Origin of the sequence: uncultured Arcticibacterium sp. (assembly GCF_964021845.1) — a bacterium.
Lineage (GTDB): Bacteria > Bacteroidota > Bacteroidia > Cytophagales > Spirosomataceae > Arcticibacterium.
In genome coordinates this window covers 1-15,796 of the sequence record NZ_CAXHZC010000012.1, presented here as the reverse complement: position 1 = coordinate 15,796, position 15,796 = coordinate 1, and the positions used below count along the sequence as shown (strand labels likewise).

The window sequence follows — 15,796 nt, the reverse complement described above, 5'->3', positions numbered from 1 at the left end:
TTAGCCTTTCATGAAACTCCTATCCATTCCTTTACTCCTACTGATACTCATTTCTTGTAATACTGACTTACAGAAAAACACCGAAGAGCTTCCAAAAATTGCCATTGCAGGTCTAGCTATTGAATCAAGTACTTTTTCTCCAGCTATCTCAGAGGAAGAAGCCTTTCACGCCAAATACGGCGATGAAGTTTTCACAAGATACCCTTTCTTCGCAGAGGATTCTTTACTAAGAAGTGCCGCAAATTGGTTCCCAACAGTTATTGGTAAATCTATCCCTGGTGGAGCAGTGAGTAAAAAGGCTTATGAATCTTTGGTAAACAAAACATTAGAAAGACTAAAAAAAGGAATGCCTTATGACGGCATTTTTTTTGATATTCACGGAGCCATGAGTGTTGTTGGTCTTGACGACCCAGAAGGAGATTTCATTATTAGAATAAGAGAAGTTATCGGCAAAGAACCCATTATTTCTACCTCCATGGATTTACATGGCAATGTATCTCCAAGGTTAGCAGAAAACACAGATTTAATAACCTGTTACAGAATGGCACCTCATGAAGACGCCATGGAAACAAAGAGAAGAGCCGTTACCAACTTATTAGACAGAATTAAGAGCGGAAAAGGAAAACCTAAATTTAAAGCGTGGATTCCTGTTCCAATTTTGCTTCCAGGAGAAAAAACAAGCACTAGAGTAGAGCCTGCTAAATCAATTTATGCAGAAGTAGACCCAATAACAAAACAAGAAGGTATTATAGACGCTGCCATTTGGGTTGGATATGCTTGGGCAGACGAGCCTAGAAATCATGCTGTGGTGATGGTTACAGGTGACGACAAGGAAAAAGTGAGCCAAGCAGCTGAAAAACTAGCTCAAAAATTTTGGGATGCTAGAAATGAATTTGACTTTGTTTCGTCCGTGGGTTCTCTTTCTGAAAGCCTTGATGCAGCTATCGAAAGCAACAAGCATCCATTTTTAATTAGTGACTCTGGCGACAACCCAACTGCTGGCGGTGCAGGTGACGTAACTTGGACTTTGAAAGAAATTTTGGACAGGCCAGAGTTCAAAAAAACAGATGGCCCAAGTTTAATTTATGCCTCTATTCCAGGTCCAGAACTAACTAAAGTTGCTCTCAAAGCTGGTGTTGGAGCAGAAATAGAAGCTTCAGTAGGTGCTGCGGTAGATAATAGATACGCTCCACCAATCAAATTAAAAGGAACTATAGAATCTATTAAAGAAGGGGATGTTAATGCTGGTGTAGAAGTTGTAGTAAAAGTAGGTTCTGTGCATGTGATAGTTACAGAAAAAAGAAAACCATATCACTACATCAAAGATTTTACAGACCTAAGCCTTAAACCTACAGAAACGGATATAGTAGTAGTAAAAATAGGCTATCTGGTACCAGAACTTTACGACATAAGAGCAGACTGGATTATGGCCTTAACACCTGGTGGCGTTAATCAAGACCTAGAACGATTAGATTATAAAAGAATCAAAAGACCAATGTTTCCACTAGACAAAGACATGGAGCAGCCAGACCTTTCGGCTCAGTTTATCCCTTCTTCAAACTAACTTTTACTTTGATTCAATATTGACCTAACAAAGGTGGTAAGCATCCAAAGTCCATTATCAAAGTGGTCATTGTTGTTTATCACCACATCAGCAGACTTTTTGGTAGGTTTTATAAATTTCTTGTACGTAGGTGTGACATGATTTTCCCACCTATAAAGTACGTCATCCATATCATAGCCGCGTACCTCATTGTCCCTTTTTATTCTGCGTTTGATTTTTATCTTTTCTCTCGCATCAATAAAAACTTTGATATCCAACAAGTCCGAAAGGCTCTTTTCATAAAACACAAAAAGTCCTTCCACCACTATTATTGGAGCAGGTTTATGCACCAACATTTCAGGAACCTTGTCCGGATTGTTAAAAGTATATTCAAGGTGATTTACAGTTTCACCTTCTATTAAGCTCTTAATGTGGCTTGCGTAAGACTCGAAATCAATACACTCAGGCAGGTCGTAGTTCTCGATATCATTCCCATCTCTAGGAATATGCTTATTCTCTTTATAGTAATTATCTTGAGAAATAAGACAAACCTCCTCTTCAGAAAATTCTTTTAATAGGCTCTTTAAGAAAAAAGTTTTACCTGAGGCACTTCCCCCAGTAATTCCTATAACAAAAGGTTTTTTTCGATGAGTATCGACCATTTTAAAAGCTAATTTCCAAAGATTATGATAAATGAAGTGTGAAAAGTAGAATTTACCCTACAAATCAGCCGCAAAATTAACAAATACCATTGGCTTTATTCTTCTCAGTCTACTTCTTTATAGATTGATATCAATTTTTCACCATTTGATTTCATATATCCACGGTACATTCCTTTGGTATTAAATGGCATTGCCACGTTTCCTTCCTTATCAATAGCAATAACTCCTCCAGAGCCACCAAGCTTTACAAGCTTATTCAGAACAACCTCTTCAGCCGCATCTACCAATGAAAGGCTTTTATAATCCATCAAAGCAGAAATGTCGTAAGCCACTACAGACCTTATAAAATATTCCCCATGACCAGTAGCCGAAACGGCACAAGTTGCATTATTGGCATAAGTGCCAGCTCCTATAATCGGGCTGTCTCCCACTCTATTCCATCTTTTATTTGTCATTCCCCCTGTAGAAGTACCCGCGGCCAAATTACCATCCATATCTAAAGCCACACAGCCCACCGTTCCAAATTTATAATCTTCTGGCACACTGTAATTCATAGATGACTTCTTATGTTCTTCCTCTGAATGATCTAGCTCTATAGAGTCTCTTTTAATAGCCCTTTGCAAAGACTTCCACCTTCTATCTGTATAAAAATAGCTACTATCAACCATGTCAAGTCCCTTCAATTTTGCAAATTCCTCTGCTCCTTTGCCTGCCAATAAAACATGTTCTGACTTTTCCATTACCGCCCTAGCAGCTTCTATCGGACTTTTGATATGACTTACTCCTGCCACAGCACCAGCACTGAGTGTTTTACCATCCATAATAGAAGCATCTAGTTCATTTCTTCCTTCATGCGTAAACACAGCACCAATCCCTGAATTAAACAAGGCAGACTTCTCCATAACCTGAATGGCTTTTACTACCGCATCCATAGCTGGCTTCCCCTCAGCTAGTTCTTTATAACCAGCCCGCAGAGCCTCGTCTAGCTTTTCTTGATAGGCTTTCTCCATTTCTGGGCTCAGGTTTTCTCTAGTAATAGTACCCGCCCCACCATGAATCACTAAAGCGAAGTTTTCCTGTGCCGTAACTTGACCAAGAATTAAATAAAACACCAACATTAATTTTTTCATCTTTACTTTGTTAATTAAATAAAATGCGGTCGGTTTTATCTTATGCAAAATATTCAAGAAAACAGTTTAAACGAAATTTCTATCTCAATTTTAGGTTGTGGTTGGCTAGGACTACCACTCGCTAAAAGTTTTGTCCTAAAAAAGTGGAATGTTTCAGGCAGCACCACCTCTAAAGACAAAATTAAAACGCTAGAAGAGCAGGGCGTAAAGCCATTTATCATTGATTTAGAAAATGGTATTTCACACGCAGCGTTTTTCAAATCAAAATACCTTGTAATTTGTTTTCCGCCTAGACTTAAAAAGAATGGGGAAGAAAACTTTCTACGACAAATAACCAAACTTGCCTCAATACTTAAAGAGCGTAAAAACATCAAAGTCATTTACACAAGCAGTACTTCTGTTTACCCTACCCAGAACAGGTCAATGAGCGAAACGGAAGCTGAGGAATCTAATGCACTTTTTAAAGCTGAAAAAATGCTGATGGAAAGCCTTCGGGAAAGATTGACCGTTTTAAGACTGAGCGGGCTTATGGGTTATGGCCGAATTCCTTGTAAATACTTCTCTGGCAAAAAAAACCTTACGAATGGAAATACACCAGTAAATTATATTTTTAGAGATGATGTAATAGGCGTAATTGAAGCAGTAATAGAAGCGGAGCTTTTCGGTCAAACTATTAACGTTACAGCACCCATGCACCCAAGCAGAAAGGAAGTTTTAGAAAACTGTGCAGAAAGAACGGAGTTTATAAAACCGGAATTTATGAAGCCTGAACAGCCGATTCCTTTTAAAATAATTAATGGAGAAAAACTTAAAAACTTGTTGAACTACGAATTCAAATATCCAAACCCCTTAGAATTTCCATACTAAGAATGCGAACACACATTCTTATGAAGTTTCCAGTTATAGAAATAGGCCACTGCCATAGAAATAGAGCTTAAAGAAACTATAAAGTGATTGTGTATAAACACATGAAGAAGGACCAAACAGAAAGAAGCTCCCAAAAGACCCAAAGGCAAAATATTATCATGATGACGATAATCCTTTAAAAGGACGAAAAAACCAATAACCAAACTGACGCCAATCATCATAAACTCTACCTCGTCAGTAAAGAAACTTGCTCCTAAAAAAGGCAGAGCTACCATAATAAAAGGCATGGCTAAACAGTGTATAGCACACAAAAAAGACAAGCTTAAACCTACTCTATGAAAAAGATGTGAGTGCCTTTCTATAAATTTCTTCATTCTTCTACTTGATTCTCAAATGCAACAAGGATGCAAAAGTAATCTAAATGCAACAATATTGCAAAAAGCATTGCTTTTCTTTTATTCAAAGAATAATCCTAAGCGTACTTAGAAAAATCTTTTAATAGTATGCTTGCATAACAATTTCAAAGTAGATAATTTTACAAGAGTATGCTTGCATACCCTTTAAACCATGGAATACAACAACCGACTTAACCGAAATATTGAAAAGGTAGATAAAATGCCAAAATTCATTAAGCCTTGGCTTCTTGACAAATCAATAGGTAGGGTGGTAAAATTTGTAGGTACGGCAGGAATAAATTTTGAAAAGATGACTTGCCATAAGGTCGTAATTTCACTTCAGAACAAAAAAAAGGTCCAAAATCATATTGGGCAAATACATGCTGCTGCCACCACACTTTTAGCTGAAACAGCTACCGGTATGGTGGTAGGCATGAACATTCCGGACGATAAGATACCATTGATGAAAGACTTGTCAATAAACTTTATCAGAAGGAGCTTAGGAAAACAGATGGCAGTGGCTTGGCTCGATGATGAGCAAATAGAGAAGATTAGAAATACCCCAAAGGGTGACTTAAGCGTTCCTATTAGAGTAACTGATGAAACAGGACAAGAGATTATTCAGGCAGTAATGAACTGGGCCTGGATACCAAAAAATAAATAGATAACTAATATCAAAACATGAATAGAAAAATAAACAAAGTAGCCGTATTAGGAGCAGGAATAATGGGAAGCAGAATTGCTCTTCATTTTGCCAATATAGGCTGTCAGGTTTTATTGCTTGATATGGTTCCTAGAGAGCCTAATGATGCCGAAAAAGCGAAAGGTTTGGGAACAGACTCTCCATTGGTGAGAAACAGAATTGTTACAGACATGTTTACAGCTGCTGTAAAAGGCAAGCCAAATTCTACCTATAACAAAGAGGTAGTTAAAAGAGTGTCTTTAGGAAACTTCGATGACGACATGTCCAAGATAAAGGATGTTGATTGGATAATTGAAGTAGTGGTAGAGCGTCTTGATATCAAAAAGATTATTTACGAAAAAGTAGAAGCTCACAGAAAACCCGGGACTCTAGTTAGCTCCAATACCTCTGGTATTCCTATACACCTTATGAGTGAAGGAAGAAGTGAAGATTTCCAAAAGAACTTTTGTGGAACACACTTTTTCAATCCTCCAAGATATCTGAGGCTTTTGGAAATCATTCCTGGTCCTAAAACAGACCCAGCTATTATTGATTTCTTAATGCATTACGGAGACCTTTATTTAGGTAAGCAAACCGTATTGTGCAAAGACACACCAGCATTTATTGCCAATCGCCTAGGTATTTACGCCATGGTACAGACTATTAGAACTGCGGCAGAGATGGGCTTAACTGTAGAGCAAGTTGATAAATTAACTGGTCCTGTAGTGGGAAGACCTAAATCAGGTTCTTTCAGGCTTTCTGATGTAGTAGGCCTTGACACTACCGTCAATGTTTGCAACAATCTAAAAGCAACACTAAAGAACGACGAATCTTCTGCTGCATTTGAGCTACCCGCAATCATGGCAAGCCTAATGGAAAAGAAATGGCTTGGAGATAAAACGGGTCAAGGTTTTTATAAAAAGACTAAAGAAAAAGGTAAAACAGTAATTCTAGCACTTGATTTTGATACGCTAGAGTACAGACCAACAGAAAAAGTAAAGTTTGAAACTTTAGGGGCTACCAAAAGTATTGACAGTTTAGCTGACAGATTTCCCGTGTTATTGGCAGGAAAAGATGCCGCCGGTGAATTCTACAGAAAAACACTAACAGATGCCTTCAAGTATGCTTCTTTTAGAATACCGGAAATAGCAGATGAACTATTCAGAGTTGATGATGCTATCAAAGCTGGTTTCGGCTGGCAAATGGGACTTTTTGAAACAGCTGATGCAGTAGGTGCCAAAAAGTTTGTAGAAATGGCGGAAGCTGAAGGCAACAAGCCTTCACAGTGGGTTTATGATATGTTAGCTGCTGGGAACGAGTCTTTCTATAAAATAGAAAATGGCAAACGACTTTATTATGATATTCCTAGCAAATCTTACTTAGTGATTCCAGGAACAGAATCATTCATTATTCTTGATAACATAAGAAAAACGAATGTGATTTGGAAAAACGCTGGGTCATCAATCTTCGATTTAGGAGATGGTATTGCAGGTGTAGAATTCCACTCTAAGATGAATACTTTTGGAGCAGAAGTGGTAGAAGGTCTGAATAAGGCCTACGCCGTGGCAGAAAAAGATTTTAGAGGCCTAGTGGTAGGTAACGATAGTCATGAGGCATTCTCAGCTGGAGCAAACCTTGCCATGCTATTCATGTATGCTATTGAGCAGGATTTTGATGAAATCAACATGATGATAGCTCAATTTCAGCAAACAATGATGAAGGCTAGATACTCACCTATCCCAGTGGTTACAGCAGCTCACACTTTAGCATTAGGTGGCGGAACTGAGCTTAACCTTCATGCTGATAAAGTGGTAGCCGCAGCAGAAACCTATATGGGACTTGTAGAAGTAGGTGTAGGTGTTATTCCTGGCGGTGGTGGAACTAAAGAGATGGCTCTTAGATGCTCTGACGCATACAAACCTGGTGACTCAGAATTAAATATTCTTCAAACTGCGTTTATGAATATTGCCCAGGCAAAAGTGTCTGGTTCTGCTCATGAAGCTATGGAAATGGGTTACCTGAAAGAAGGGAGAGACCAAATCGTTTTAAACAGGTCAAGACTCTTAGCTGAAGCGAAACAGGCAGCTGTAGAATTAGCCGAAAACGGTTACACGATGCCAAGCAAAAGAACAGATGTAAAAGTGCAAGGCAAAGCAGGTATTGCTCTTTTTAAAGCAGGTATCAAATCAATGAGGCTTGGAAATTACATTTCTGACCATGATGCATTAATTGTTGACAAGTTGGCCTATGTTATTTCTGGTGGAGATTTGAGCTATGCTCAAAACGTAACGGAAGATTATCTTCTCGACTTAGAAAGAGAGGCATTCTTAAGTCTTTGCGGTGAGCAAAAAACTTTAGAAAGAATGCAAGGTTTATTAACAACAGGTAAACCACCAAGGAATTAAATAGAACCGAGAAAAAGTCGATGATTTTTTATCTCTCAGTCTTAAAAAAATAAAAATATGAAAGCATACATAGTTAAAGGATATAGAACAGCCGTTGGAAAAGCTGGTCGTGGTGGATTTAGATTCAAACGCCCAGATGACTTGGCAGCAGAAAACATAAAATACCTACTAGCTCAGGTTCCGGAATTAGACCCAACACGAGTTGACGATCTAATTGTAGGAAATGCCGTTCCAGAAGCAGAGCAAGGAATGCAAATGGCAAGATACATTTCACTTTTATCAATGGGAAAAGCCGTACCCGGTGTAACTATTAATAGATATTGCGGCTCTGGTATTGAGGCTATTGCTATGGCAGCAGGTAAAATTAACGCTGGTATGGCAGACTGTATTATTGCAGGAGGAACGGAGTCTATGTCTATGGTACCTACTATGGGATGGAAGACTGCTTTAAACTATGACATCGCCAGTGACAACCCGGACTATTACCTAGGCATGGGTTTAACAGCGGAACAAGTAGCTCAAGATTTCAAAATTTCTAGAGAAGCTCAAGATGAGTTTTCTTACAAGTCTCACATGAAAGCCTTAAAGGCTCAAGCTGATGGCAAATTTGATGAGGAGATTGTACCTATTACGGTTACTGAAACCTATTTTGATGCAAGCTCTGGTAAAAAGAAAACCAAAGAGAGTATAATTAAAAAAGATGAAGGGCCTAGAGCGGGAACAAGTATTGAGGCATTGGCAAGGTTACGTCCTGTTTTTGCGGCAGGCGGAAGCGTTACGGCCGGAAACTCTTCTCAAACTTCAGATGGAGCTGCTTTTGTCATAGTAATGTCTGAAAAAATGGTTAAGGAATTAAACTTAGAGCCTGTAGCTCAAATGCTTGCCTATGCAGTTGCCGGTTGTGACCCAAGAATTATGGGGATGGGTCCAGTTTATGCTGTGCCAAAGGCTTTAGAACAAGCAAATATGAAGTTAAAGGATATTGACCAAGTGGAGCTAAACGAGGCCTTTGCGTCTCAAGCTTTAGCTGTTACTCAGGAACTAGGAATTGACCCAGCTATTCTTAATCCAAATGGTGGAGCTATTGCCCTAGGGCATGCATTAGGGTCTACAGGTGGTAGGCTAACGGTTCAAATATTAAATGAAATGAGAAGAAAAAATCAAAAATATGGTCTTGTTACTGCCTGTGTAGGCGGTGGACAAGGTGTAGCTGGTATTTACGAGCTCCTAAAGTAAGATTGATTGATTTACATAAATCCACAAGGCCTGGGAATTTCTTCTCAGGCCTTTCTTTTTGAATCTTATTTCACCAACTCTAGGTAACCTTTGTAGGTAAAAACGTCTGAATTTTCTTCTAGCCTATTAAACTGAACATTGATAAGATAGTAGTAGGTCCCTACTGAAAGTTCTTGGTCATTTATTCCTCTACCATCCCAACTTAAGCTTGAACCTTCTCCTTCTGCCACTAGTAAACCTTGTCTATTGTAAATTTCGTATTCAATAGATTTTATAAACGCAGGACAATCCATTGGCTCAAATGTATCATTTTTACCATCACCATTAGGAGAGAAAACATTTGGAAAAGATATCTTGTTGCAGTTATCCGCACAAACCATATTACTAGGCTCACTCTCCACATCCAAAACACTCACTGAGGTTACATAATAGCATCCCGCAAATCCATCTGTTGGATTTTTGACATGGTCGTATCTACTGGTTGTACCTTCAGTAATACCAATTTGTTCAAAGTTACCATCAGGAAATCTAGAATAGTATACGTTATATCGTATCAAATCTGTTCTACAATTAACCCCTCCCACACTTTCTGGCGTACTCCAGTTAAGTTTATTAGTAAAGGCGTTTGACCTACAAAAATCCTCTTGTGGAATATTCTCACAATCTAGCTGATCTAAGTTTATGACTAATGGGCATGGAGGTGTCCTATCCGCCGCCGAAAGACAGAATTCCTGAGAGTTGTTTTCTAAAATCCCAAAAACAGAGGCCTCATTCCCGTACATACCGCGAGTTGTTACTCTGTAACAATACTCAATATTATTTTCCATCACTATAGACTGGTCTCCATCGGCCAGAAAAGTATCTTCACCTTTATCTGTAAAACTGTAGGTGTTTGGTCCTGTAACGTCTACCTCAGCAATGACATTAAACACACCAGGGTTTTCCTTATCCTCTCTATAAACTAAATGCGTCTGATTATCATTTACCCATGGAGTATTCGCTTCCCAAGTTAAATTAATTTGTCTGTCGTCAGGAGTTCCTCGAAGCCTTACTGAAGTAGCTGCAGGAGCCTCACCCATTAACTTGTCTCCTTCGTAGTAAAATGCTAATTTATACTTGTAAACCAAATCAAGGGTATTTAATCCTGTATCAAAAAACAAGGTATCTGCTGCTTCGCCTAAAGTAGTATTAATGGTAGTAACTTCTACAAAACTGTCGCCTCCAAGTCCTTCTGTTCTAAAAAGTTTATAAGAATAAGGTCCTTTAAAATCACTGGTATCTAAACCTATTGGTTTTGACCATCTTACCATTACGCCACCGCTAGTACTGCTTGTTGACTCAATATCTACATGCGTAATCACCGGAACACGTTTCGGCAATTCACTTCCGATACAAAACTCGGTTGAAGGAGAACTTAGCATGGTGTTGAACTGAGAAACACCAACTTCTGCTACCAACCTGTAGCTATATATTTGCCCGTTTTCCGCATTATTATCAAGAAAGGTGGTATCACCCAAAGCTACCTCCCCTATTTTAACATACCTCCATGCATCAGGCATCCCTTGTACACAAATCCCTGGATTCAATCCACTACAGCCATCTTTTCTGTATACAAAAATTTTCCCTCCGCCAGTACATTCTGGATATTGCTGCCAAGTAAGTTTAACTCCTTCTTCTGTTTCTTCCCCGGTAAGTCCTTTTACCCTTTGGGGGTTAACATTTATTTTGACCGTTTTAATGTCTACCAACTGTGTTATAAACCTTCCTGGTAAATCCTCAACCTTAAAAAGCACATCGTAAGACTGCTCTCTCACATGAGCACAGTTTGTTTGCCATGTAAACTTCCCAGTAACTGGCGACACATTATTATCTCCTGAAGAAGTACTAAATTCTGCGGCCTCATCAGCCACAAACCTTTTAAAAGTGCCATCAGTTCCTAAGTTATAAACCCCTCCATTGGTGGTTATCTTCAAACTTTGGTCTTCGTCTTCGTCCGTTCCTAAAACTTCGAATTCAATCAAATCACCAGCCTCTACACAAAAATCGTTAGGTACTTCTAATTCTGGTCTTCTATTGTCTGTTTCTACCACAATAATCTGCATATCTCTTACAATCACACCTATTCTCGCATAGGTGCCATCAGGAGCCTTTCGCCACTCTTCTATGATAAAAGCTACATTATATTGACCTATTTTTTGTGGAGCATCCCAAATTAAATCTCCTGTTCTAGCATCAATTTTAAAAGTAGCAGGACCCGTATCTGCTTCATTTCTAATAGGTGCGTCTCCTACCAAACTTGGGTCAATGTATCCCTCAATTGGTCCGCCTATTCCATTTGCTTGCTCACTGTCTTCCATAGGGATAGTCAACTTGTAAGAAAGACTATCTCCGTCTATATCAAAAGCACCTGGATTATGAATAAACTTGACGCCAACTGCAGCAGAGTCAATTGGTATATTTAAAAGTACTGGCGTACTGTTTAAACCAAATGCTGAATTAATTAAAAGTGTAGTTTGTACAAAAAACGTAATATTATCAGAAGGCTGTGGTAGGTTTATGGTTGCTTCGTTTCTATTTGGTATTCCGCAACTTATCTTATAAAATCCTGCCCCAGGAAAAGTTACCGTAGTAACATAGGTATTTCTAACTGTAGTTGGACTAATAAGTACCTTCTCTCTCCTTGGTACTTTATAACTAACCACTCCATTATTCGAGAAGCCCGGATAAAAATCTACATCTTCTTGAGCTTCGTTAGCACTTTTCCCACCCACTTCATCAGTATATGTAGTAAGTGTTATCCTATAAGTCAAAGACGTGTTTGAAATTCTTTCTGCCGTAATTTCTCCCGCTCTAATGTGCGTTGCATAAGCCTGAGTACTCAGGAAAAAGAAAAGAGGAACTAATAAATACGATAAATATTTCTTCATGCAGTTTAAAGGAATCTTCATATATGTAGTATAAGTAACGCAATAGCGGCCCCAATATTCATATATCGGATGAATTCGAGATAGTTTTTTTTCAAATATATCAAAACAAATACATTTTCTACGCTAGTTTTAAACATGACCATACAATCGCTTAGAAACAGTCTAAAAATCAAAATTTGCTATTTCTAATTGATTTTTTTATTGGTTCTAAACTCTTTGGTACTTACTTTTGACATCGAATTTTGTACTATTCTAAGTATGAGAGGTTTCATTATTGACCAAAATAAATAATCATTATATGTCTTGGCTCACCAAAACATTAACTAGCTCAATCGGCAAAAAAGTACTCATGGCTCTGACGGGGCTTTTTCTTTGTACTTTCTTAATTATTCACTTGATTGGAAATCTTCAATTGTTCAAAGATGACGGAGGTTATGCATTTAATACCTACACGGTTTTCATGACAACCAACCCACTTATCAAAACAGTTTCCTATCTGCTTTACACATCTATCTTGTTTCATGCCTTTTGGGGGCTTTATCTGGAATTCCAAAATAGAAAAGCCAGACCTAAAAGTTATGCTATGTCAAAGAATCAAGGTTCTTTCGCAAGCAAAAAGATGGCTGTTTTAGGTACCATTGTATTGGTTTACTTAGCAGTTCATATGGGTGATTTCTGGTATGAATATAAATTTGGCCACTTGCCTTATGTAAGTTATACGGAAAACGTGGCTTCCGGAGCAATGAGCTCTATTGAGTCGCTTTCTTCTGATTACACACAAGAGGTTAAGTTACTTGAAACTATAAATGAAGCTGAAGGGACAAAAACTACGGTAGTAAAAGATTTGTATGCAGAGGCTGAAGCTTCTTTCTCAAATCCATTGCTTGTGTTATTCTATGTACTTTCAATGGCTGCTTTAGGGTTTCACCTATTGCATGGTTTCCAAAGCGGTTTTCAAACCCTTGGTCTTAACCACCCTAAATACACTCCATTAGTAAAAAAATTGGGAACATGGATTTTCGCAATTCTGATTCCATTGGCATTTGCTGTCATTCCAGTTTATTTTCTAATTAAATAATTTAAAAAGATAACAATCATGGCAAATTTTAAATTAGACGCCAAAGTTCCTGAAGGCCCACTAGCCGACAAATGGACTTCTTATAAGGATAAAATCAACCTGGTTAACCCTGCTAACAAACGTTCTATTGATGTTATAGTGGTGGGAACTGGTCTTGCTGGAGGTTCTGCGGCAGCTACTCTAGCTGAGTTAGGATATAACGTAAAAGCATTTTGTTACCAAGATTCTCCACGACGAGCTCACTCTATAGCTGCTCAAGGGGGAATTAACGCCGCAAAAAACTACCAAGGTGATGGTGATTCAAATTATAGACTATTTTATGACACCGTTAAAGGTGGCGACTATAGATCAAGAGAGGCAAACGTACACAGGCTAGCTGAAGTATCTGGAAACATTATTGACCAGTGCGTAGCACAAGGAGTACCTTTCGCTAGAGATTATGGTGGGCTATTAGATAATCGCTCCTTTGGAGGAGTTTTAGTTTCTAGAACTTTTTATGCTAAAGGGCAAACTGGGCAGCAGCTTCTTTTAGGTGCTTATTCTGCCATGAACCGTCAAATCGCTCGTGGTAAAATCCAAATGCATAACCGTCATGAAATGCTTGACTTGGTTATAGTAGACGGTAAAGCAAGAGGTATTATAGCAAGAAACCTTATCACAGGTGAAATAGAAAGACATTCTGCTCACGCCGTGGTAATAGCCAGTGGTGGTTACGGAAACGTTTATTTCCTTTCTACTAATGCTATGGGTTCTAATGTAACAGCTGGTTGGAAAATACACAAAAAGGGGGCATTCTTTGCCAACCCATGTTATACACAAATTCACCCAACGTGTATTCCTCGTTCTGGTGACTATCAATCCAAATTGACATTAATGTCGGAGTCGTTAAGAAACGATGGTAGAATTTGGGTTCCTAAAAACATGGACGATGTGATGGCCATTAGAGAAGGTCGTCTTAAACCAACAGAAATCTCCGAAGAAAACAGAGATTATTACTTAGAAAGAAGATACCCTGCTTTTGGTAATTTAGTGCCTAGAGACGTAGCTTCTAGAGCAGCTAAAGAAAGATGTGATGCCGGATATGGTGTTAACCAAACAGGAGAAGCAGTTTACTTAGATTTTAAGTCTGCCATAGAAAGGTACGGTAAAGAGCAAGCCATGATTCATGGTTTGAAAGATGCCTCGATGGAAAAAATCATTGAGCTGGGTACAGAAGTAGTAAGGTCTAAATATGGTAATCTTTTCCAAATGTATGAGAAGATTGTAGACGAAGACCCATACACTACCCCAATGATGATATACCCTGCCACACACTATACTATGGGTGGCGTTTGGGTTGACTATAACTTGATGACTACTATTCCTGGCTGTTACTGTATTGGCGAAGCTAACTTCTCTGACCACGGTGCCAACAGATTAGGAGCATCTGCTCTTATGCAAGGTCTAGCTGATGGGTATTTTGTATTGCCTTACACCATTGGTCATTACTTATCTGACGATATTAGAACTGGCCCTATCTCTACTGATTCTCCTGAATTCGAAGAAGCTGAAAATTCCGTTAAAGAGAAACTTGAGTTCTTTGTGAATAATAAAGGAACTCACTCTGTAGATTATTACCACAAAAAGCTTGGTAAAATCATGTGGGATAAAGTAGGAATGGCAAGAAATAAAGAAGGTTTGACAGAGGCTATTGCTGAAATAAAAGCGATTAGAGAAGACTTCTGGAAAAATGTTAGTGTTCCTGGTGACGCTAGTGAGCTTAATCCGGAACTCGAAAAAGCCAGTAGGGTCGCCGATTTCTTAGAACTTGGTGAACTATTCGCAAAAGACGCTCTGGAAAGAAACGAATCTTGTGGAGGGCACTTCCGTGAAGATTATCAAACAGAGGACGGGGAAGCACTGCGTGATGATGAAAATTATGCTTACGTATCTGCCTGGGAATATAAAGGAGAACCATCAGAAGCTGTACTCCACAAAGAACAATTAGAATTTAAAGACATTGAGTTGAAAACTCGCTCATACAAATAACAAACTGACCATGGATTTAACACTGAAGATTTGGAGACAAAAAAATGCAGAGGACAAAGGTGGGATTGTAGATTATAAGGTCACTGAAATTTCTGATCATATGTCATTTCTTGAAATGATGGATGTCTTAAACGAACAATTAATAAATACTGGAGAAGAGCCTGTAGCATTTGATCATGATTGCCGTGAGGGTATTTGTGGTTCATGTTCTTTGCACATTAATGGTGAGCCTCATGGACCAGATAGTGGCACCACTACTTGCCAGCTTCACATGCGTCGTTTTAATGATGGCGATGAAATCTACATAGAACCTTTTAGAGCGAAAGCTTTTCCTGTAATAAAGGATTTGATAGTAGATAGAACATCTTTTGATAGAATTCAGCATGCTGGTGCTTACATTTCAGTAAACACTTCGGGAAATACTCAAGATGCTAATTCTATCCCTATTCCTAAAGCAGATGCCGATAAAGCCTTTGATGCTGCTACATGTATTGGATGTGGAGCGTGCGTAGCCTCTTGCAAGAATGCTTCTGCCATGCTTTTTGTTTCGGCTAAAATATCTCAATTTGCCCTGTTACCTCAAGGTAAAGTAGAAGCAGCAGAAAGAGCTAAAAATATGGTAACTCAAATGGATCTAGAAGGCTTTGGTAACTGTACCAATACTGGTGCTTGTGAAGTGGAGTGCCCTAAAGGTATTTCATTGGAGAATATTGCCAGAATGAATAGAGAATATCTTTCAGCAAGTTTAACTACTACTGAATAACATTAAATATATCCGATTGTAAAAGAAAAGAGGCTGTCTCAAAAGGGCAGTCTCTTTTTTTATGTTTAAATTTTTGTAAC

At 38.6% G+C, this 15,796-nt stretch carries 12 protein-coding genes; 8 read left to right on the top strand and 4 right to left on the bottom strand.

Going from position 1 to position 15,796, the window contains the following annotated elements; genetic code table 11:
• Window positions 1-10: 10 nt before the first annotated feature.
• Complete coding sequence (locus tag AADJ06_RS21800) at window positions 11-1,564, top strand: M81 family metallopeptidase (protein WP_341228620.1); 1,554 nt, start codon at window positions 11-13, stop codon at window positions 1,562-1,564.
• Here the strand turns inward: AADJ06_RS21800 and udk are convergent.
• Window positions 1,561-2,205, bottom strand: a complete 645-nt coding sequence (gene udk / locus AADJ06_RS21795) for a uridine kinase (protein WP_341228619.1) — start codon at window positions 2,203-2,205, stop codon at window positions 1,561-1,563. The genes AADJ06_RS21800 and udk overlap by 4 nt on opposite strands.
• A gap of 104 nt (window positions 2,206-2,309) precedes the next feature.
• Complete coding sequence (locus tag AADJ06_RS21790) at window positions 2,310-3,335, bottom strand: isoaspartyl peptidase/L-asparaginase (RefSeq protein ID WP_341228618.1); 1,026 nt, start codon at window positions 3,333-3,335, stop codon at window positions 2,310-2,312.
• 42 nt (window positions 3,336-3,377) lie between these two features.
• On the opposite strand from AADJ06_RS21790, the gene AADJ06_RS21785 reads away from it, so the two are divergent.
• Window positions 3,378-4,202, top strand: coding sequence for an SDR family NAD(P)-dependent oxidoreductase (locus AADJ06_RS21785; protein ID WP_341228617.1), 825 nt, complete (start codon window positions 3,378-3,380; stop codon window positions 4,200-4,202).
• Here AADJ06_RS21785 and AADJ06_RS21780 read toward each other — a convergent pair.
• Complete coding sequence (locus AADJ06_RS21780; RefSeq protein ID WP_341228616.1) at window positions 4,199-4,576, bottom strand: MerC domain-containing protein; 378 nt, start codon at window positions 4,574-4,576, stop codon at window positions 4,199-4,201. The genes AADJ06_RS21785 and AADJ06_RS21780 overlap by 4 nt on opposite strands.
• 193 nt (window positions 4,577-4,769) lie before the next feature.
• Here AADJ06_RS21780 and AADJ06_RS21775 point away from each other — a divergent pair, with 193 nt between their 5' ends.
• From AADJ06_RS21775 to AADJ06_RS21765, 3 genes are read left to right on the top strand one after another with little or no spacing between them, the layout of a single operon-like run.
• Entirely contained in the window at window positions 4,770-5,261 is a 492-nt protein-coding gene (locus tag AADJ06_RS21775) for a DUF4442 domain-containing protein (protein ID WP_341228615.1), read from the top strand.
• A 17-nt stretch (window positions 5,262-5,278) separates the two neighbouring features.
• Window positions 5,279-7,684: a 3-hydroxyacyl-CoA dehydrogenase/enoyl-CoA hydratase family protein gene (locus tag AADJ06_RS21770; protein ID WP_341228614.1), complete on the top strand. Its 2,406-nt coding sequence runs from the start codon at window positions 5,279-5,281 to the stop codon at window positions 7,682-7,684.
• Window positions 7,685-7,741: 57 nt separating this feature from the next.
• On the top strand, window positions 7,742-8,920 hold the full coding sequence (locus tag AADJ06_RS21765) for an acetyl-CoA C-acyltransferase (RefSeq protein ID WP_341228613.1): 1,179 nt from the start codon (window positions 7,742-7,744) through the stop codon (window positions 8,918-8,920).
• A 65-nt stretch (window positions 8,921-8,985) separates the two neighbouring features.
• Here the strand turns inward: AADJ06_RS21765 and AADJ06_RS21760 are convergent, their stop codons facing one another.
• Window positions 8,986-11,847, bottom strand: coding sequence for a gliding motility-associated C-terminal domain-containing protein (locus AADJ06_RS21760; RefSeq protein ID WP_341228612.1), 2,862 nt, complete (start codon window positions 11,845-11,847; stop codon window positions 8,986-8,988).
• Between the two features lie 298 nt (window positions 11,848-12,145).
• Here AADJ06_RS21760 and AADJ06_RS21755 point away from each other — a divergent pair, with 298 nt between their 5' ends.
• The 3 genes from AADJ06_RS21755 to AADJ06_RS21745 are packed head-to-tail and all read left to right on the top strand — an operon-like array spanning window position 12,146 to window position 15,716.
• Window positions 12,146-12,925, top strand: a complete 780-nt coding sequence (locus tag AADJ06_RS21755) for a succinate dehydrogenase cytochrome b subunit (RefSeq protein WP_341228611.1) — start codon at window positions 12,146-12,148, stop codon at window positions 12,923-12,925.
• Window positions 12,926-12,943: 18 nt separating this feature from the next.
• The gene (locus tag AADJ06_RS21750) at window positions 12,944-14,953 is read left to right on the top strand and encodes a fumarate reductase/succinate dehydrogenase flavoprotein subunit (RefSeq protein ID WP_341228610.1); all 2,010 of its coding nucleotides are present in this window, start codon (window positions 12,944-12,946) and stop codon (window positions 14,951-14,953) included.
• Between the two features lie 10 nt (window positions 14,954-14,963).
• The gene (locus tag AADJ06_RS21745) at window positions 14,964-15,716 is read left to right on the top strand and encodes a succinate dehydrogenase/fumarate reductase iron-sulfur subunit (RefSeq protein ID WP_341228609.1); all 753 of its coding nucleotides are present in this window, start codon (window positions 14,964-14,966) and stop codon (window positions 15,714-15,716) included.
• Window positions 15,717-15,796: the final 80 nt, after the last annotated feature.